The sequence below is a fragment of the Vibrio sp. Y58_MX_L22 genome (assembly GCF_024181865.1).
Lineage (GTDB): Bacteria > Pseudomonadota > Gammaproteobacteria > Enterobacterales > Vibrionaceae > Vibrio > Vibrio alginolyticus.
Map to the genome: position 1 here is coordinate 1,108,434 of NZ_JAMZAN010000001.1, position 20,402 is coordinate 1,128,835.

20 protein-coding genes are annotated in these 20,402 nt (G+C 45.4%); 2 read left to right on the forward strand and 18 right to left on the reverse strand.

Annotated features, from left to right (window positions below):
* Positions 1-77: 77 nt before the first annotated feature.
* From pepB to trmJ, 10 genes are all read right to left on the reverse strand, one after another.
* On the reverse strand, positions 78-1,376 hold the full coding sequence (gene pepB / locus NL626_RS04875; RefSeq protein ID WP_206954192.1) for an aminopeptidase PepB: 1,299 nt from the start codon (positions 1,374-1,376) through the stop codon (positions 78-80).
* 162 nt (positions 1,377-1,538) lie between these two features.
* On the reverse strand, positions 1,539-1,733 hold the full coding sequence (gene iscX / locus NL626_RS04880; protein WP_005381711.1) for a Fe-S cluster assembly protein IscX: 195 nt from the start codon (positions 1,731-1,733) through the stop codon (positions 1,539-1,541).
* A 44-nt stretch (positions 1,734-1,777) separates the two neighbouring features.
* Positions 1,778-2,116, reverse strand: coding sequence for an ISC system 2Fe-2S type ferredoxin (gene fdx, locus NL626_RS04885; RefSeq protein ID WP_005381713.1), 339 nt, complete (start codon positions 2,114-2,116; stop codon positions 1,778-1,780).
* Between the two features lie 13 nt (positions 2,117-2,129).
* A complete protein-coding gene (hscA, locus tag NL626_RS04890) occupies positions 2,130-3,983 on the reverse strand; it encodes a Fe-S protein assembly chaperone HscA (protein ID WP_053302969.1) in 1,854 nt (617 codons plus the stop codon).
* A gap of 21 nt (positions 3,984-4,004) precedes the next feature.
* Complete coding sequence (gene hscB, locus NL626_RS04895) at positions 4,005-4,520, reverse strand: co-chaperone HscB (RefSeq protein ID WP_253657040.1); 516 nt, start codon at positions 4,518-4,520, stop codon at positions 4,005-4,007.
* Between the two features lie 55 nt (positions 4,521-4,575).
* Positions 4,576-4,899: an iron-sulfur cluster assembly protein IscA gene (iscA, locus tag NL626_RS04900; protein WP_253657041.1), complete on the reverse strand. Its 324-nt coding sequence runs from the start codon at positions 4,897-4,899 to the stop codon at positions 4,576-4,578.
* Positions 4,900-4,969: 70 nt separating this feature from the next.
* A complete protein-coding gene (gene iscU / locus NL626_RS04905; protein ID WP_005381718.1) occupies positions 4,970-5,353 on the reverse strand; it encodes a Fe-S cluster assembly scaffold IscU in 384 nt (127 codons plus the stop codon).
* A 38-nt stretch (positions 5,354-5,391) separates the two neighbouring features.
* A complete protein-coding gene (locus NL626_RS04910) occupies positions 5,392-6,606 on the reverse strand; it encodes an IscS subfamily cysteine desulfurase (RefSeq protein ID WP_005381719.1) in 1,215 nt (404 codons plus the stop codon).
* Positions 6,607-6,634: 28 nt separating this feature from the next.
* Positions 6,635-7,141, reverse strand: coding sequence for a Fe-S cluster assembly transcriptional regulator IscR (iscR, locus tag NL626_RS04915; protein WP_005381720.1), 507 nt, complete (start codon positions 7,139-7,141; stop codon positions 6,635-6,637).
* Between the two features lie 125 nt (positions 7,142-7,266).
* A complete protein-coding gene (trmJ, locus tag NL626_RS04920; RefSeq protein ID WP_005383693.1) occupies positions 7,267-7,986 on the reverse strand; it encodes a tRNA (cytosine(32)/uridine(32)-2'-O)-methyltransferase TrmJ in 720 nt (239 codons plus the stop codon).
* 231 nt (positions 7,987-8,217) lie between these two features.
* Here trmJ and suhB point away from each other — a divergent pair, with 231 nt between their 5' ends.
* Entirely contained in the window at positions 8,218-9,021 is an 804-nt protein-coding gene (suhB, locus tag NL626_RS04925) for an inositol-1-monophosphatase (protein ID WP_005381722.1), read from the forward strand.
* Positions 9,022-9,230: 209 nt separating this feature from the next.
* On the opposite strand, the gene secF is transcribed toward suhB, so the two are convergent.
* From secF to NL626_RS04955, 6 genes are all read right to left on the reverse strand, one after another.
* Positions 9,231-10,178: a protein translocase subunit SecF gene (secF, locus tag NL626_RS04930; protein ID WP_005383689.1), complete on the reverse strand. Its 948-nt coding sequence runs from the start codon at positions 10,176-10,178 to the stop codon at positions 9,231-9,233.
* A 14-nt stretch (positions 10,179-10,192) separates the two neighbouring features.
* On the reverse strand, positions 10,193-12,049 hold the full coding sequence (secD, locus tag NL626_RS04935) for a protein translocase subunit SecD (protein ID WP_005381724.1): 1,857 nt from the start codon (positions 12,047-12,049) through the stop codon (positions 10,193-10,195).
* Positions 12,050-12,070: 21 nt separating this feature from the next.
* Positions 12,071-12,400: a preprotein translocase subunit YajC gene (gene yajC, locus NL626_RS04940; RefSeq protein ID WP_005381725.1), complete on the reverse strand. Its 330-nt coding sequence runs from the start codon at positions 12,398-12,400 to the stop codon at positions 12,071-12,073.
* Between the two features lie 177 nt (positions 12,401-12,577).
* Positions 12,578-13,714, reverse strand: a complete 1,137-nt coding sequence (tgt, locus tag NL626_RS04945; RefSeq protein ID WP_005381727.1) for a tRNA guanosine(34) transglycosylase Tgt — start codon at positions 13,712-13,714, stop codon at positions 12,578-12,580.
* Positions 13,715-13,861: 147 nt separating this feature from the next.
* Positions 13,862-14,914 (reverse strand): tRNA preQ1(34) S-adenosylmethionine ribosyltransferase-isomerase QueA, encoded by a 1,053-nt coding sequence (queA, locus tag NL626_RS04950; RefSeq protein ID WP_005381728.1) that lies wholly within the window; start codon positions 14,912-14,914, stop codon positions 13,862-13,864.
* Between the two features lie 268 nt (positions 14,915-15,182).
* The gene (locus tag NL626_RS04955; protein ID WP_253657042.1) at positions 15,183-16,349 is read right to left on the reverse strand and encodes a trypsin-like serine protease; all 1,167 of its coding nucleotides are present in this window, start codon (positions 16,347-16,349) and stop codon (positions 15,183-15,185) included.
* 325 nt (positions 16,350-16,674) lie between these two features.
* Between NL626_RS04955 and NL626_RS04960 the strand changes: the two genes are divergently transcribed.
* On the forward strand, positions 16,675-17,124 hold the full coding sequence (locus tag NL626_RS04960; RefSeq protein ID WP_017820562.1) for a CBS domain-containing protein: 450 nt from the start codon (positions 16,675-16,677) through the stop codon (positions 17,122-17,124).
* Positions 17,125-17,247: 123 nt separating this feature from the next.
* Here the strand turns inward: NL626_RS04960 and aceA are convergent, their stop codons facing one another.
* Together aceA and aceB are read right to left on the reverse strand one after the other, a co-directional pair.
* Positions 17,248-18,561, reverse strand: a complete 1,314-nt coding sequence (gene aceA, locus NL626_RS04965; RefSeq protein ID WP_005381733.1) for an isocitrate lyase — start codon at positions 18,559-18,561, stop codon at positions 17,248-17,250.
* Positions 18,562-18,681: 120 nt separating this feature from the next.
* Positions 18,682-20,310: a malate synthase A gene (aceB, locus tag NL626_RS04970; protein WP_165935380.1), complete on the reverse strand. Its 1,629-nt coding sequence runs from the start codon at positions 20,308-20,310 to the stop codon at positions 18,682-18,684.
* Positions 20,311-20,402 lie beyond the last annotated feature (92 nt).

Below are 20,402 nucleotides of genomic sequence, written 5' to 3' on the forward strand. Positions count from 1 at the left end.
TTGTAATAATAGTTGTGCTTTTAAAGTGACTTACTGGGTAAGAGCAGCACTCAAACAAGAGAGTGCTGCAATCAATCTTATTTTCCAGCTTGCTCATTGAGGAAACGAGCAAGTGTACGAACACCCATACCCGTTGCTCCCGCAGCCCATTTATCAGAAGCGGCTTTACGATACGTACCCGCACAGTCGAAATGTAACCAACCTTTTTTGTAGTCCTCAACGAAGTAAGACAAGAATGCAGCTGCAGTACTTGCACCCGGAGAATAATCACCAGAGCTGATATTCGATAAATCGGCAAAATTAGATGGCAGCATTTCTCGATGGAAATCAGCAAGTGGTAGCGGCCACAAGCCTTCTTTTTCCTGGTTTGCCGCCGTAAGCGCTTGATGCGATAGCTCATCATCAAAGCTCATTAGCGCATGGTAATCGTTACCTAACGCATTCTTCGCTGCGCCTGTTAGCGTCGCGCAGTCAATAATTAACTCAGGCTTTTGCTCACTAGCGTAGATAAGACCGTCTGCAAGCACCAAGCGACCTTCCGCGTCGGTATTCATAATCTCAACGGTTTTGCCGTTTTTGTAAGTGATGATGTCGCCAAGCTTAAGGGCACGGCCAGAAACCATGTTCTCAGCACAACACAAGATCAGTTTTACGCGCTTGTTCAAACCGCGTAAGATAGCTAACCCTAGGCCACCAGTGATAGTACCCGAGCCACCCATATCTGCTTTCATTGCACTCATGAAGTTAGAAGGCTTCAAGCTGTAACCACCGGAATCAAAGGTGATGCCTTTACCCACAAGACATGCGAATACAGGTGCGTTTTCGTCACCAGTTGGGTTGTAGTCTAACTGAAGCATCGCAGAAGTACGCTCAGAACCACGGCCTACTGCGTAAATACCTTCCCAACCTTCTGCCAACAAGTCTTTGTCTTTGACGATACGTGCTGTCACCGTGCCTTTCGGCGCAACAGATTTAATGAATTCAGCAGCCATTGTCGCTAGCTGACGAGGAGCAACTTCTTCTGCCGTTTTGTTGATAATATCGCGGGTAAAATCAGTCGAAGTAATACGAGCTTGAAGCTCTGCTTGATCTTCATCAGACAATGCTGCCCACTCAACTGAGCCATGTTTTTTAGGGTTACGGAACCCTTGGTGGAAAGCCCATACGCTCTCTAGATCCCAGTTATCACCAGAAAGAAAAATAGAACGAATTCCTTGGCCATCTAGCTGACGAGCTGCACGTTGAATTGCGCCGAGATCATGACCTTCACCTAAGTGAATAGTTGCGCCGTTTTCAGCGAATGAAAGCAGTGCTTTTTCACCCCAATGTGGTGCTGCCGACTCTTGACTTAAAAATACAGACATCTGTGTAGACATGGTTTCTCCTTGTCTTATAGCAGCGTTGCCTACGCTGCTTCTTTTTAATAACTCACGGATGTTAGCATTATGTAGGGCAAAAATGTCAATTGGATAAAAAAAACGGACCTAAAGGTCCGCTTTTTTTAGTAAGAATTGTTAACTAGGCTGTGTTTTACAGACTTAGTCCGCTTCGTCCATCCAGCACATGATAACGGCTTCTAGAATCTTTTCATTAGAACGGTTTGGCTCATCGTCAAACTCATCTAACTCCATGATCCATTGATGAAGATCGGTAAAACGCACTGTTTTTGGATCGACATCTGGAAACTTGTCACAAAGTTCAATCGCGATATCGCGAGAATCTGTCCATTTCATTGCTCATCTTCCTTTTGCTTCTTCCCTATATTGGGAAGATAGTTTTAGTGATCTTCTGAAGCGTGGTTTAGTGTGTATTTAGGAATTTCTACCACCAAGTCTTCATCAGCAATTCTCGCCTGACACCCTAGGCGTGACTCAGGCTCTAGACCCCACGCTTTATCTAGCATGTCGTCTTCTAGTTCTTCACTTTCTTCTAGTGAATCAAAACCTTCACGGATGATTACGTGGCAGGTAGTACACGCACATGACTTCTCACACGCATGTTCAATACCGATACCGTTTTTTAGCGCTACGTCTAGAACGGTGTCACCAGAGTTTGCTTCCAACACTGCACCTTCTGGGCACAAATCGTCGTGTGGTAATACAATAATCTTAGGCATAACTACTTATCTCTTATATATCGTCTACTGATTGACCTGACAACGCAGCTCGAATCGATTTATCCATACGGCGTGATGCGAAATCTTGGCTCGCTTTATCGGTATCTTTAATGCCTTGCTCTATCGCATCTGCATCATCACCATTACGCAGCTCAATCAAGGCTTCGATGGCTTTAATCAAGTTTTGTTTCTCTTGTTCTGATAGTAAGTCATCACCATCAGCTTGCATCGCTGCAATCAAACCTTCTATCACTCGGTCGGCTTCAACACGCTGCTCAGCTAAGGCACGAGCTTGCATGTCTTCTTTTGCGTGCGTCATTGAATCACGCAACATATCCGCCACTTCATTGTCACTTAAGCCGTAAGAAGGTTTTACTTGAATCTCTGATTGAACACCAGTGCTCTTCTCCATTGCCGTAACAGAAAGAAGGCCATCTGCGTCAACTTGGTAAGTCACGCGAATATGTGCCGCACCCGCTGCCATCGGAGGAATACCTTTTAACGAGAAGCGAGCAAGTGAACGACAGTCATCAACCATTTCACGTTCACCTTGTACCACATGAACACTCATCGCCGTTTGGCCATCTTTGAATGTGGTAAATTCTTGCGCACGCGCAACGGGAATCGTAGTGTTGCGGGGGATGATCTTCTCGACCAAACCACCCATGGTTTCAATACCGAGCGACAGTGGAATCACATCAAGAAGCAACATTTCAGAGTCAGGCTTGTTACCCGCGAGAATGTCTGCTTGAATACCCGCACCGATTGCAACAACTTCATCTGGGTTAATGCTTGTCAGTGGTGTACGGCCAAAGAATTCGCCAACCATTTCTCGTACAAGCAATGTGCGTGTTGAGCCACCGACCATGACTACTTCAAGTACATCTTCCGCATCTACATCCGCATCTTTCAGCGCACGGCGGCAAGACATCAGGGTTTTCTTCACTAGCGGACGAATAAGATCTTCGAACTGCTCGCGAGTCACGGTGCCTTTCCAACCAAAAACGTCAACGTCAACACTGTCTTGCTCAGAGAAAGCAATCTTAGCTTCAGTAGCAATGTTCAACAGTGTACGGTTCTTTTCTGCAGAAAGCGGCGCTTCTAGACCCGCTTGCTCCATTAAATAATCGGCAAATAGATGGTCGAAGTCGTCACCGCCTAATGCAGAATCGCCACCTGTTGCTAATACTTCAAATACGCCTTTCGATAAACGTAGGATAGAGATATCAAAAGTACCGCCACCTAGATCGTAAACCGCAATCACACCTTCTTGACCTGAGTCTAGGCCATAAGCAATTGCCGCAGCGGTTGGTTCGTTAAGTAGACGGAGAACATGAAGACCAGCTAATTTCGCCGCATCTTTTGTACCTGCACGTTGCGCGTCATCAAAGTAAGCAGGAACGGTAATAACGACACCAGCTAACTCACCACCTAACGTATCTTCAGCTCGCTTACCCAATACTTTTAGGATGTCCGCAGATACTTCAATCGGGTTTTTGTCACCTTGAGGTGTTTGCAGAATTGGCAGGCCGTTTTCACTCTCTTTAAAACGATAAGGAAGTGAAGAGTAACGGGACTGAATGTCCTTTAATGAACGACCGATCAAACGTTTTACAGAGATAATCGTGTTCTCTGGTTCAAACTCTGCTTTAGCTTTGGCTTCGTGGCCGACCGTTAACGTTTCCTCAGCGTAATTAACGACTGAAGGTAAAATAGTACGGCCCTGCTCGTCCGCAAGTGGAGTTGCATCGCCGCTACGTACAGAAGCAACCAAAGAGTTGGTAGTACCTAGGTCGATACCCGCTGCTAACTTATGCTCATGAGGTGCCGAGCTTTGGCCCGGTTCTGCGATTTGAAGTAGTGCCATGATAGGTCCTTGTCACGCTTACTAGCCGAGGAGTTTGTCTTCGACTAGCTCAATTTCGTTCTTTAGTTTGGCAATGAATTTTAGCTTACGAACTCGGTCTGCGGCTTCAGCCCATAGACCATCATCAAGCTCTTGCTCGACGCTTGCCAGATGCTGTTTGTACATTTTGCTGACCTTAGAGTCGAAGTCAAAAAGCACCGATTCAGGATCGGACTTGTCAGCAATCTCTTCCAGTTCTTCGCGCAGTTCCATTTGCTCCATTAAGAACATCGGATCTTGCATCGTTTGCTGTTCACCTCGGATCTCAACACCTTGCTCTGCGAGGATATACTCGGCGCGAGAAATAGGATTTTTCAGAACTTGATAGGCATCGTTGATTTGCGCCGCCTTTTGCACCGCCATCAAACGGTCACGTTCTGAGCCCGTTGCAAAGTTATCCGGGTGGAAGCGTTTTTGTAGTTCTCGGAACTGAGAAGAAAGAAGGCTACCATCCAGCTTAAACTGACTTGGTAGCCCAAATAATTCAAAGTGATTCATTAAGTTCGGGTCCTAGTAAAGCCTTCCGGACTCGTTTGCCCAGAAGGACAATCAATTAGACGTTGAAGCTTTCACCACAACCACATTCACTTTTCGCGTTAGGGTTGTTGAATTCAAAACCTTCATTCAACCCTTCTTTCACGTAATCCAATTCAGTACCATCTAGGTACACTAAGCTCTTTTGATCGATGATAATTTTCACTCCAGAGAGTTCAAATACTTCGTCTTCTTCATTGAGCTCATCAACAAACTCAAGTACGTATGCCATGCCGGAACAACCAGTCGTCTTCACTCCAAGACGTAAACCGATACCTTTGCCTCGGTTATCTAGGAATGCTCTTACGCGACTTACCGCTGATTCTGTCATTGTGATGGCCATACTGCACCTTAGTCTGTCTAAATTTCGATTGGAATGGGAGCGTCAAAGCTCCCATTATATTACGGAATAATTATTCTTGGTGTTTTTTCTTGTAGTCAGCAACCGCTGCTTTGATTGCATCTTCAGCAAGAATAGAACAGTGAACTTTCACTGGTGGAAGCTCTAGCTCTTCAGCAATCTCAGAGTTTTTAATTGCTGCCGCTTCATCAACTGACTTACCTTTTACCCACTCAGTTACTAGTGAGCTTGATGCGATTGCACTACCACAACCGTATGTTTTGAACTTCGCATCTTCGATGATACCTTCAGGTGTCACTTTGATTTGAAGCTTCATTACGTCACCACACGCAGGAGCGCCAACCATGCCGCTACCTACTGATGGATCTTCTTTATCGAATGAACCAACATTACGTGGGTTCTCGTAGTGATCAATTACTTTTTCGCTGTATGCCATGATAAATTACCTCGAATCCTCTATTTCAATCCCTGAGATTAATGGTGAGCCCATTCAACAGTGCTCAAATCAATCCCTTCTTTGTACATATCCCATAGAGGAGACATGTCGCGTAGCTTAGTCACTGCAACGCGGATTTGTTCAATTGCGTAATCAATTTCTTCTTCAGTCGTGAAACGACCAAACGAGAAACGAACCGAGCTGTGAGCCAATTCGTCATCCATGCCTAGGGCACGAAGAACGTAAGAAGGCTCAAGGCTTGCAGACGTACAAGCACTACCAGAAGATACCGCTAGATCTTTAAGCGACATTAGTAGTGATTCACCTTCTACGAATGCGAAACTGATGTTTAGGTTGTGTGGTACACGCTGCTCAAAGTCACCGTTTACCGTCACTGCTTCTAAGTCTTTCACGCCATCAAAAAGACGGTTACGAAGCGCTAAAGCATGATCGTAATCTTTTTGCATGTCTTCTTTTGCAATGCGGAATGCTTCACCCATACCTACGATTTGGTGAGTAGGTAGTGTACCAGAGCGGAAACCACGCTCATGACCGCCACCGTGCATTTGCGCTTCAAGACGAATACGAGGCTTACGACGTACATAAAGTGCACCGATACCTTTAGGACCGTAAACTTTGTGAGCAGAAAGTGAAATTAGATCAACTTTCATCTCTTGAACGTCGATTGGTAATTTACCAGCAGATTGCGCAGCGTCCACGTGGAAAACAATTTTACGCTCACGGCACAGTTCGCCGATCGCTGTAATGTCTTGAACCACACCAATCTCGTTGTTTACATGCATAATAGACACAAGCACGGTGTCATCACGCATGGCTGCTCTAAGCTTCTCTAGATCGATCAAGCCATTTGATTCTGGCTCAAGGTAAGTCACTTCAAAGCCTTCACGCTCAAGTTGACGACATGGGTCAAGAACGGCTTTGTGCTCTGTTTTACAAGTGATTACGTGCTTGCCTTTCTTCGAGTAAAAGTGCGCTGCACCTTTAATCGCAAGGTTGTCTGATTCTGTCGCACCAGATGTAAATACGATTTCGCGAGGATCTGCATTTAGAAGGTCAGCAATTTGCTCACGAGCAGTATCGACCGCTTCTTCTGCCTGCCAGCCGTAACGGTGCGAACGTGACGCTGGGTTGCCAAATGTGCCATCCATTGTCATGTACTGAACCATTTTTTCAGCAACACGTGGATCAACTGGACATGTAGCGGAATAATCAAGATAAATCGGCAGTTTCATTCTCTACTCCAATGTAAAAAGCTGACCGCTAAGAGCGGACGTTTACACCGATGGGCGCGGCGGTTGTATTTTTGTTTGATAGCCCATGGGTTACCGCCAGATCAATGTCCTGACGATCAGAAATTTCGAGTACTTCATTGTCTGTCATCAACTCACCAAGAGTGATGTTATTCAAAAAGTCACTAATGCGAGAGCTTAGGTCACGCCACAGCGTGTGAGTAAGGCAACGTGTTCCACCTTGGCAATCTCCTTTACCTTGGCATTTGGTTGCATCTACTGACTCATCAACGGCAGCAATCACGGTACCAATAGCGATACTGTGAGCGTCGGCACCAAGTCGGTAACCACCACCAGGACCACGAACGCTGGCAACGAGACCTGCTTTACGCAATTTTGAAAATAGCTGCTCTAAGTAAGAGAGCGAGATCCCTTGACGCTCTGAAATATCAGCCAGAGGTACAGGGTTTTGTTGCGAATGCAGTGCCACATCCAGCATGGCTGTCACCGCATATCTTCCTTTAGATGTAAGTTTCATACCACACCGTATCCACATGGTTTGTAATGGTTAAGATTTTTCCATACCTGAGTAATTTGGTCAAGTATTTATTTGACCATTTTACTCAGGTATTCATCCTTACACCTAAAGTGGTTATTATTTACTCAGAACTTCTTTTCTATCGAAGTCAAAACGCCTCGTAGAATATTAAGTTCTTGGGTTTCTGGTCGAGCACGAGAGAACAAACGGCGCAACTTATTCATCACCTGTCCAGGTTGCTCTTTGTTAATAAACTGGGTCTCAACCATCACCTTTTCAAGATGCTCGAAGAACATTTCGAGTTCTCGATGACGCGGGTATTCTTCCGATTCATTTGGGGAAAACTGGCTTTGCTCTAAGTTCAAGTGTGCAACTCGCACTTCGTAACTGAGAGTTTGTACAGCCATAGCTAGGTTAAGCGAGCTGTACTCAGGATTAGCGGGAATACAAACATGGTAGTGGCACTTTTGTAGCTCTTCGTTTGTCAAACCAGTTCTTTCTCGGCCAAACACGAGCGCAACCGGATGCTTTCGGCCTTCAACTGCAAATTTCTCACCGCATTCACGTGGCTCGAGCATTGGCCATTCTAATGTACGAGAGCGGGCGCTAGAACCCACAACAAGGCCACAATCTTCAACCGCTTCTTCTAATGTGCCGACAATCTTTGCATTTTGAGCAATATCACCAGCACCCGCAGCTAAAGCAAGAGTTTGTTCATCCACTTCACATTGTGGATCGACTAATACTAGTTGGTTTAAACCCATCACTTTCATTGCTCGAGCTGCTGAGCCAATATTGCCTGAATGAGAGGTACCTACGAGTACAATTTTTACTTGATCCAACATCTGTGTTTGCTACCTAAATTAAAACCGCAGAATGTTATCATAGTTTTTTAAGACACCCTAGAGGCAAGCAGACCTCTCTTCTCATTCTTGGTTATTGTTCTCGTCCGCAGTATGCTCTGTACACTCAGTCGGCCGCAATTAGAGCAAAAAATAACCACTTCCCTTTTTGATTATCTCTGGTATACTCGCCGCCGCTTTCATTTGTTCTTTAACATCCGTTGGGAAATTCGTATGCATCCAATGCTAAACATTGCTATTCGCGCTGCGCGAAAGGCAGGCAATCATATTGCTAAATCATTAGAAAACACTGATAAAGTAGAATCTACTCTTAAAGGCACTAATGACTTTGTCACTAACGTAGACAAAGAAGCAGAATACATCATCATCGATACTATCAAGCAGTCTTACCCTGAGCACTGTATCGTTGCTGAAGAACAAGGTCTTATCGAAGGTAAAGATAAAGACGTACAATGGATCATCGACCCACTGGATGGCACCACTAACTTTGTAAAAGGTTACCCAACTTTCGCGGTTTCTATCGCTGTTCGTATTAAGGGCAAAACTGAAGTTGCTTGTGTTTACGATCCAATGCAAAACGAGCTATTCACTGCACAACGCGGTGCCGGCGCTCAACTAAACAGTGCACGTATTCGTGTTGCTCAACTAAAAGACCTTCAAGGTACTGTTCTAGCAACAGGCTTCCCATTCAAGCAGAAACAACACGCTGAGTCTTACATCAAGATCGTTGGTGCGCTATTCACTGAGTGTGCTGATTTCCGTCGTAGCGGCTCTGCTGCTCTAGACCTTTGTTACGTGGCTGCTGGCCGTGTTGATGGTTACTTCGAACTAGGCCTAAAACCTTGGGATATGGCAGCAGGTGAGCTTATTGCTCGTGAAGCTGGCGCAATCCTAACAGACTTTGCTGGCGGCACTGACTACATGAAGTCTGGTAACATCGTTGCTTCAAGCGCTCGTGGCGTAAAATCTATCCTTAAGCACATCCGCGAAAACGGTAACAGCGCGATCCTTAAGTAAGATTTGAAAGTCATATTTAGCCCGTCACGCTGATGACTTTAGAAAGCCCCGCTCAATGAGCGGGGCTTTTTTGTATCTACCGAACCGTATCTACTTAGCTGCAATGTAAGGCTCTCCATACAATGAGGTTCGGCAAGCTCACGACTCTATTCAGATACAAAAAAACCGCTGATTGCTCAGCGGTTTTTGTTTTCGGTTCTCAATCTGCCTTATGGCATTTCGTCGAACTCTGCACCTTCTTTTTCTACTTGAGGTGGCATCAAGTGCTCTTTCTGGATACCCAGTTTTAGAGCCAGTGCTGATGCTACGTAGATAGAAGAGTAAGTACCTACAGTGATACCGAGTAAAAGTGCGGTTGCAAAGCCGTGAATCATAGCACCACCCTGCATGAACAGTGCAATTACCACGAACAGCGTCGTACCAGATGTAATCAATGTACGGCTCAACGTTTGAGTGATTGAGGCGTCCATAATGTCTGAAGGTTCACCCTTACGCATCTTACGGAAGTTTTCACGAATCCGGTCAAATACAACGATGGTATCGTTGAGTGAGTAGCCCACAACCGTCAGTAGCGCAGCTACGATAGTCAGGTCAACTTCAATTTGTAGAAACGAGAAGACACCTAGCGTGATAATTATATCGTGAGCCAATGCCATTACCGCACCAGCCGCTAGACGCCATTCAAATCGCATCGATACATAAAGCAGAATACAGATCAGCGATACCAAGATCGCTAGACCACCAGCTTCTGTTAGCTCATCACCAACGTTGGGACCTACGAACTCAATACGACGCATTTCTACGCTTTCGCCAGTACCATCTTTGATAGCACCAATGATTTGGTTACCTAGCGTTTCACCAGAAACGTCATCACGTGGACGAAGACGAACCATGACTTCACGAGCACTACCGAAGTTTTGTACTGTCGCATCGCCAAAGCCTTTTGAATCTAGTGCTGCACGAATCTCTTCAAGGTTTGCTGGCTGTTCAAAACCGACCTCGATAAGAGTACCGCCAGTGAAATCTAGACCCCAATTAAGCCACTTGGTTGACAAAGTGAAGATAGAAGCAGCAATCATTATAATTGAAAAAACGAATGCTACTTTCGACCAACGCATAAAGCCGATCGTCTTCTCTGCTTTTAGAATTTGAAACATATTAATTCCCAGCCTTAGATCGACAATTTATCAACGCGTTTGCCACCGTAGATCAGGTTCACGATACAACGTGTACCAATAATGGCGGTGAACATTGAAGTTAAGATACCGATAGATAGAGTAACTGCGAAACCTTTCACCGCACCTGTACCGACCGCAAATAGAATGATTGCAGTAATTAGTGTTGTGATGTTCGCATCAGCAATCGTGCTGAATGCATTCGCGTAACCTTGGTGAATCGCTTGTTGTGGACTACGTCCATCACGAATTTCTTCACGGATACGCTCGAAGATCAGTACGTTCGCATCAACTGCCATACCGACTGTTAACACGATACCGGCTATCCCCGGAAGCGTCATGGTAGCGCCTGGAATCATCGACATAACACCAATGATAAGCACTAAGTTTGCCATTAGAGCAATGTTTGCAATCAAACCAAAGCCGCGGTAGTAAAGCAGCGTAAATAGCATTACGGCAACCATACCCCAGATACATGCTTGGATACCCATATCGATGTTTTGCTGGCCCATTGATGGACCAATGGTACGTTCTTCAACGATAGAGATAGGTGCAATCAGTGCACCAGCACGTAGTAAAAGTGCTAGGTTGTGTGCTTCTGCAGCAGAGTCGATACCTGTGATACGGAAGTTACGACCAAGAGCCGATTGAATCGTTGCTTGGTTGATGACTTCTTCATGCTTATCCAGAATAACTTTGCCTTCAGGCGTACGACGGCCACTGTCTTTGTATTCTGCAAACACGGTAGCCATTAGCTTACCAATGTTCTTCTTAGAGAACGCAGACATCTTATTACCACCTTCGCTGTCTAGCGAGATGTTAACTTGTGGACGACCATATTCATCAACACTTGAGCTTGCATCTGTGATGCTTTGACCGCCAAGAATAACGCGCTTCTTAAGCACTACTGGGCGACCATCACGGTCCATCTTGATTTCACTACCTGCTGGCGCACGACCATTTGCCGCTGCCGATAGGTCAGCTTTATCATCAACTTCGCGGAATTCAAGCGTTGCCGTAGCTCCGAGAATTTCTTTTGCACGAGCAGTATCTTGAACACCAGGCAGTTCAACTACAATGCGACTAGCACCTTGACGTTGAACCAATGGTTCCGCAACACCTAGTTCGTTGACACGATTACGTAAAATCGTAATGTTTTGCTCAACAGCATAGTTACGGATCTCTTGTAAACGTTGCTCAGTAAAGGTTGCAGTAAGAGCGTAACGGCCATTTGAATCAGAATCGACAAAAATCATGTCCGGGTGATTCTTTTCTAGCGTTGCTTTCGCTTCTGCTAATTGCTCTTCGTTACGCAACAACACTTCTACCGCTTCTTTTCCAGAAGGGCGGATTGCACGGTAACGAATCTTGGCGTCACGAAGTTCGCTACGGAAAGCTTCTTCTTGTTGACCAACAAGCTTTTCCATCGCTGCATCCATATCCACTTCCATTAAGAAGTGAACACCACCGCGAAGGTCAAGACCTAGCTTCAATGGTGACGCGCCAATCGCTTCTAGCCAGTCGGGTGTAGAAGGTGCAAGGTTAAGTGCAACAATTGTGTCTTTGCCTAGCGCTTCGCTGATGACATCACGAGCACTGATTTGTGTGTCAGTGTCGTTAAAACGAACAAGAATTGATCCATCTTCGAGAGCAATGGATTTATGAGAAAGTTGCTCTTTGTTAAGAGCAGTAGTGACAGCATCCAGCGTTGACATATCTACAGAGGCGCCACGCGCCCCTGTAACTTGAATAGCCGGATCTTCACCGTAGATATTTGGAAGTGCGTATAACGCAGCGGTGATGATGGCAAAAAGCACCATCAAGTACTTCCATAATGGATAACGGTTTAGCACAGCGAGGATCCTTTAGCTGTTTTATAGAGACTTAAGCGTACCTTTTGGTAGCACTGCAGTGATGAAGTCTTTCTTGATTACTACTTCATTGTTCGCGTTAAGCTCAATTGAAATGTAGTCATTGTCTTCAGCAATCTTAGTGATTTTACCCACTAGGCCACCGCTAGTTAAAACTTCGTCGCCTTTGCCCATAGAAGCCATTAGGTTTTTGTGTTCTTTTACGCGTTTCGCTTGTGGGCGATAAATCATGAAGTAAAAGATCACTGCGAACATGCCAAGCATGATTAGCATTTCAAAACCACCGCCTGCTGGCGCGCCTTCTGCTGCTGCGTGAGCCTGAGAAATAAACATTAAAACATCCTCATTATATTTTATTGATAATCAAACAAATTGGGCTTTCGCATTTTAGATTCAAGTCTGAGAGTAACTAATAGAGATCGCTCTCTCAAAAATAACGTGCGTTAGCCTACTTTATTAGCAAAAGCCTCTGGCGACATGCCAAAGGCTTTAATTCTTTTAGTTTTTCAATTACTGCTCTTTTGCTAGTGGTGGCACTTCACGGCCACGACGCTCATAGAACTCAGTAACAAATTCATCGAAGCGATCTTCATCAATTGCTTTACGAATGCTTTCCATCAGACGCTGGTAGTAACGCAGGTTATGGATTGTATTCAAGCGAGCGCCTAAGATTTCATTACAACGCTCTAAATGGTGAAGGTACGACTTGCTGTAGTTTTGACAAGTGTAACAGTCACAATGCGGATCCAATGGTGTTGTATCCGTTTTATGTTTCGCATTACGGATCTTGATCACACCACCAGTCACAAATAAGTGACCATTACGTGCGTTACGCGTTGGCATTACACAGTCAAACATGTCGATACCACGACGAACACCTTCAACCAAATCTTCTGGCTTACCAACGCCCATCAAGTAGCGAGGTTTGTCTTCAGGAAGTTGAGGACAAGTATGCTCAAGAATACGGTGCATGTCTTCTTTAGGCTCACCTACTGCCAAACCACCAACCGCATAACCGTCAAAACCGATTTCCGTTAGACCTTTTACCGACACATCACGTAAATCTTCGTAAACACCACCTTGAACAATACCAAATAGGTTGTTTGGGTTTTCTAGCTTCTCGAAGTGGTCACGTGAACGCTGTGCCCAGCGTAATGACATTTCCATCGATTTCTTCGCTTCATCGTGTGTCGCTGGGTAAGGCGTACACTCGTCAAAAATCATAACGATGTCAGAGCCTAGGTCTTTTTGAATTTCCATCGACTTTTCTGCGTCCATGAAAATTTTGTCACCGTTTACTGGGTTACGAAAGTGAACACCTTCTTCAGTGATCGTACGCATCTTACCAAGGCTGAATACTTGGAAGCCGCCTGAATCAGTAAGAATAGGACCGTGCCAGTTCATAAAATCGTGCAGGTCACCGTGCATTTTCATCACTTCTTGACCAGGACGTAGCCACAGGTGGAACGTATTACCTAGCAGAATTTCTGCACCAGTACCTTTTACTTCTTCTGGTGTCATACCTTTAACGGTACCGTAAGTACCTACTGGCATGAACGCAGGAGTTTGAACAGTGCCGCGTTCGAAAGTCAGTTGACCACGACGTGCATTGCCGTTTTTCTTCTTAAGATCGAATTTTAATTTCACGATGCCTCCGGGTGTCAGAGAAACAGTCTGACTGAGTGTTTAGGGCTCTACCCTACTTTAAGGAGCGGTCGCTTTTCCTTGCGAGAGATAAAGCAATGGATGCTTTATTTCCTAGCTTACTGCTAGCACTCGTAAATCTATTTTTAACTACGCCGTTTTCTTCTTGATGAACATTGAATCGCCATACGAGAAGAAACGGTATTTGTTTTCCACCGCATGTTTGTAAGCATTCATGGTGTTCTCGTATCCAGCAAATGCACTCACCAACATGATCAGTGTTGATTCAGGCAAGTGGAAGTTTGTGATCAAGCAATCCACCAACTGATATTCGTAACCAGGGAAAATAAAGATTTCTGTATCGCCAAAGAATGGGGCCAGCTCAGTCCCTTTTTGCAATGCGTCTTGCGCTGCACTTTCAAGTGAACGCACAGATGTGGTACCAACAGCAATAATTCGTCCGCCGCGCGCTTTCGTCGCTTTAATTGCTTCGACGACTTCTTGTGGTACTTCTACGTACTCGGCATGCATGTGGTGATCGTTGATATTTTCCACTTTTACCGGCTGGAATGTACCCGCCCCAACGTGCAAAGTAACGTAAGCAAACTCTGCACCTTTCGCTTTGATTTTCTCCAAGAGAACATCATCAAAGTGAAGGCCCGCTGTAGGTGCCGCAACCGCACCTGGCTTTTGATTATATACCGTTTGGTAACGCTCTTTATCTGCATCTTCGTCTGGACGGTCGATGTAAGGAGGAAGCGGCATATGGCCGATTTCTTCCAGAATTTCTAGTACCGTCTTATCAGAACTAAATTTCAGTTCAAATAAAGCATCATGGCGTGCAACCATCTCTGCTGAATATTCATCATTCTCGCCAACAATAATGGTTGTACCTGGTTTTGGTGATTTAGAGCAACGAACGTGCGCGAGGATGCTTTTCTCATCCAACATGCGCTCCACTAGCACTTCTAATTTACCGCCCGATTCCTTGCGGCCAAAAAGACGAGCAGGAATAACACGTGTATTATTAAACACCACTAAGTCACCGGGTTGAACTTGGCCCAATACATCAGTAAATGTGCCATCAATGAGCTCTCCGGTATTGCCGTCCATTTGCAGCAGTCGGCTAGCGGTACGCTCTGGTTGAGGGTAGCGAGCGATGAGTTCATCTGGAAGGTCGAAATGGAAATCTGATACTTGCATGTTACTTGTCTTATCTATTGGTCAAATCACGTCTAGGCGACGATAAAATTGCGACGAGTTTTTCGCAGCAGACTAGTATATGTTTACATGCTGCAATAGCAAGCAAATCACCAGAATATAGCAGTAAAAGCCATGGTGAAGAGTGTAATAAAACGTGAAAAGCCTCGATGACTTGGCACTATTTTTAATTTGAGCCCAAAAGAGAGAACATGAAAAAAGCAAAGCAGCGTATACCACTGCTTATTAGTTTGGCATTCCAATCGCCCTATCAAACCTCACGCTTTCGCCACAAGAATAACGGCACGAATAAACCCAATAACCAAAACCCTAGACTGCCACCTTCATCATCTGAGCCTTTGAAATCACAGTTATTGGTCGCAATGCCATCGTGACACTCTTTATTGTCACCACTTTCATTGTTAGCACTTTTGATAAAATTCGGCGCAATGATGTAACGACTTGGTGGCGCATCGGCAGTGATGTAAGACTGTACCCAGTCGTAATAGTGGCTCACCTTGGTGTAGAAACTTGGGATCGTCAAAGAGCCACACGTTGGTAGAATAAGGGGGCCGCCACTAACAATACCAATTTGTTTGCCGGTCGCCACATCGACCAACGGGCCACCACTGTCACCTTTACATGCAGAGTTGCCATATTGAGTATGGTTATCTGGCTCCAATACATGGTTTTGTGTTGGTAGCGTACAAATTTTGGTTTGGTTGTCTCTTGAATCAATGATCCCCGGAAAACTGCTGCCAATTTCTAAACGCTCATAACATTTGTCGATGGGTAAAAATGTGCTAATGGTGGTTTTGAGCGTATTAGAAGGTTCAGAAGCATCCGGCTGAGTAGACCCCCATCCAAACACTTGCACATTTTCGACACGTTGATTGGTCAGGTAATTATCGTTCCAGTCCGCCGCCAAACGTGCTTCGATACTCTCCATGTCAACTTTACTCGCTAGGTCAGCAAAGCTCGCGTTTGCCACTGGGCGCGTGAGATACAGCAACGCGATGTCTGAATCTAAACCGGTTTGGATAGGTTTCACGTTGCCATTACTGTCGGTCTCAGCTTTTGAAATCCGGGTGTAATCCGGATGAACCACAACGTGAGACACCGGATAGAAGTTATCAAGCCCTGCAGAATTAAGTTCATACACATTCGCATTCACCGACAGCTCACCCGGCGGGGTCACATAATAGGTTGCTTCATTGGTTCCTTGTCCCATCACCACACAGTGCGCCGCAGTCAGTACCCATTGCTCTGTCAGCATCGTTCCCCCACACAGCGGAAACTCTGCCATATTACTTGCTCGCAAAGTAACGCGGTCAACAGGATCGGTTTGTTCATCTCCTAACACAATCGCCTGTGTTGATGGCACACTGAATGCCGCCACTGCCAGCGCAATAAGTTTGTTACACGTTGTTCGTTTCATCTAGGTTGCTGTCTTCAATTTGGTAAGCCTGGACGTATCTTCTTCGAGAGAAGAATCTTGGAAAATCCAGCGAATAAAAATGTGCGATTCAATTCATTGGATTACCTTGGGGACACATTCAATATCAACTAAAAATGCCAACTGACTCGCACACAAACCGACTTATTCAAATTAATAAAAACACCAATAAAACACAGATTACGCAGCCCATCAGCATTGTGCTATTTAATTGATGAAAAACGAGTTAGCTCCCAGATATACAGAAAAATATTCTCTATATTTAAGAGAAGGACAATGGAGAAGGACAATGCCGCTGGAGGTCTCTATGATCAAGGTTGAAGACATGATGACTCGTAATCCTCATACCTTACTGCGCACGCACACCTTGCGTGATGCAAAAAGCATGATGGATGCGCTTGATATTCGACATATTCCGGTTGTTGATGCCAATAACCACTTACAAGGCTTGGTGACTCAACGCGACATTCTTGCTGCTCAAGAATCGAGCTTGCACCCAGATGAGGCTGAACAATCTTTTACTTTAGACACACCGCTCTACGAAATGATGCACACCAATATCATGACGGCAGAGCCTATCGCGGGGCTCAAAGAGAGCGCTATCTATATGCAAAAGCATAAAGTTGGCTGTCTACCTGTTGTCACCAAAGGTCGCTTGGTCGGCATTATTACTGATAGTGACTTCGTGACGATTGCGATTAACTTATTGGAACTACAAGAAGAAGTGGAACCTGAAGAAATCGAGCAGGAAGAGTAGTACGCAAGCGTATTCTCTTTGTTGTAAGTTTCGTTTTTACACCGGTTAAACGAAAAAAGAGCGGCAGGGTTGCCGCTCAAAATGCCATTACTGACGCTGATTAAGGAAGTGTTTCTCTGCCAATTAGAATTGGTCTTCTTCGGTCGAACCTGTCAATGCTGTCACTGAAGAGTTACCACCTTGGATAGTATTGGTCATTCTATCGAAGTAACCTGTACCTACTTCTTGTTGGTGCGCAACAAACGTATAGCCTTTTTCAGCTGCTTGGAATTCAGGACGCTGAACTTTCTCAACATAATGACGCATACCTTCACCTTGAGCGTAAGCGTGCGCCAGTTCAAACATGTTGAACCACATGTTGTGAATGCCTGCTAGCGTGATGAATTGGTACTTGTAGCCCATGTCTGCAAGCTCTTGTTGGAACTTAGCAATAGTTTCTGCATCTAGGTTTTTCTCCCAGTTGAATGAAGGCGAGCAGTTGTACGCCAACAATTGATCTGGGTATTCAGCGTGAATTGCTTCTGCAAACTTACGTGCTTCTTCCAAACATGGCGTAGCCGTTTCACACCAAATCAAGTCTGCATATGGTGCGTAAGCCAGGCCGCGAGAAATCGCTTGGTCGATACCCGCGCGAACGCGGTAGAAACCTTCTTGAGTACGCTCACCTTCGATGAAGTCTTTATCATATGGGTCGCAATCTGAAGTAATGAGATCCGCCGCATTCGCATCAGTACGAGCAATAACTAATGTTGTTGTACCCGCTACGTCAGCAGCCAAACGAGCTGCAACGAGCTTTTGTACCGCTTCTTGCGTAGGAACTAATACCTTACCACCCATATGGCCACACTTTTTCACTGATGCTAACTGGTCTTCAAAGTGAACGCCCGCGGCACCGGCTTCGATCATCGATTTCATTAGTTCGTAAGCGTTAAGCACACCACCAAAGCCCGCTTCAGCATCCGCTACGATAGGTAGGAAGTAATCAATACCACCTTCATCTTCAGGCGTCTTACCAGCAGCCCACTGAATTTGGTCTGCACGACGGAATGAGTTGTTGATGCGTTTTACTACTGACGGTACAGAATCTACTGGGTAAAGAGACTGGTCTGGATACATCGTCGAGGCGGTGTTGTTATCCGCCGCTACCTGCCAGCCTGACAAGTAAATCGCTTCAATACCTGCTTTAGCTTGTTGAACCGCTTGACCACCCGTTAGCGCACCAAGACAGTTTACGTAACCTTTTTTCGCACTACCGTTGACCAGTGACCAAAGTTTGTCTGCACCACGTTGTGCAATTGTGTTTGCAGGCACCATAGAGCCACGCAGTTCCACCACTTCCTCGGCAGTGTAAGTACGCTTCACATTTTTCCAGCGTGGGTTAGTTGCCCAGTCTTTTTCCAGAGCTTCAATTTGTTGGCGGCGAGTTAAGTTAGTCATTGGTCTATCCCTCTTTATAATTTGCACTTTATGCGTGTGCGTTGAGTTTCCGTTCTCAGGCAGTACTTCCCTATCTGCCTTGAAAATCCTTCACGTTATTGGTGTTACAGTTATTCTTTATTAATCTAGGTAGTCATAACCAGGAACTGTCAAAAAGTTGGTCAGTTCATCGCTCGTCGTGAGCCTTGCCATTAAGTCTGCTGCTTCTTCAAATCGACCCGCATGGTAGCGCTGCTCGCCAATTTCTTGCTTCACGACTTCAATCTCTTCTTTCAGATAGAGTTCGAACAGCTCTTTAGTGACCTTTAATCCGTTGTCTAGCGACTTGCCGTGTTGAATCCATTGCCAGATAGAAGCACGGGAGATTTCTGCCGTTGCTGCGTCTTCCATCAGTCCGTAAATCGGCACACAACCGTTGCCAGAAATCCAAGCTTCGATGTATTGCAGCGCAACGCGAATATTGTGGCGCATTCCGCCTTCAGTGCGCTCGCCTTCACAAGGCTCAAGCAGTTCGGCTGCTGTAATAGGCGCATCCTCTGCACGGCTCACATCCAACTGGTTGGTGCGTTCACCCAGCACAGCACTAAAGACTTCCATAGCAGTGTCAGCCAAACCTGGATGAGCCACCCAAGTACCGTCGTGGCCGTTGTTAGCTTCTAACGATTTGTCAGTCTGGATCTTGTCTAATACTTTTTGATTCTCTTTCGGGTCTTTAGCTGGGATAAATGCGGCCATTCCTCCCATCGCGAAAGCACCTCGTTTATGGCAAGTACGTACCAATAATCGCGAGTAAGCGTTTAAGAATGGCTTGTCCATCGTTACCACTTGGCGATCTGGCAGTACTCGGTCTGAGTGTTTTTTCAATGTTTTGATATAGCTAAAGATGTAATCCCAGCGACCACAGTTCAAACCAACGATGTGTTCTTTAAGCGAGAACAGAATCTCGTCCATTTCGAATACCGCTGGTAAGGTTTCAATCAGCACAGTCGCTTTGATCGTGCCTGTATCCAAACCGAAGTAGTCTTCCGTGAAATGGAACACTTCGCTCCACCACTTCGCTTCGTGATGCGATTGCAGTTTTGGAAGGTAGAAATAAGGGCCACTGCCTTTTTGAAGTAACGCTTTGTAGTTGTTATAGAAATACAGAGCGAAATCGAATAGCGCACCTGGAATGATCTGACCGTGCCACGAAACGTGTTTTTCTTTTAAATGAAGGCCGCGAACACGGCAGATCAACACCGCTGGGTCATCTTCCAGCTGATAATGTTTGCCATTGCCAGGATTGGTGTAACTGATGGTGCCATTAACAGCATCGCGCAAGTTAATTTGACCATCCAGCACTTTACTCCATGCAGGAGACATTGAATCTTCGAAGTCTGCCATGAACACTTTTACATTCGCATTCAGTGCGTTAATCACCATCTTGCGGTCAGTTGGTCCGGTAATCTCCACACGGCGATCTTGCAGATCTTGTGGGATTCCTAGGATCTTCCAACTTCCTTCACGGATGTCTTGTGTCTCTGGTAGAAAATCTGGTAGCTCACCAGCATCAATACGTGCTTGCTTCTCTTCTCTTGCTTCTAGCAACTGTTCAACACGTCCGGCAAATTTTTCACACAGTAGAGATAAAAAGGTTTGGGCTTCAACAGGGAAAATTGCTTGATGTTCTGGAGCTACGACTCCATTCACCTCAAGCATGCCTTGGGTTTGCTTTAGTTGTTGTGTTTTTTGTTCTGTCTGAGCAAGCATAATCATTCATCCTTAACGTGCTTTATCAATCTTGGGCAGTCAGCGTAAAGCTACATTTGTAAGTTATGAACAACAAATTACATCCTTTAACT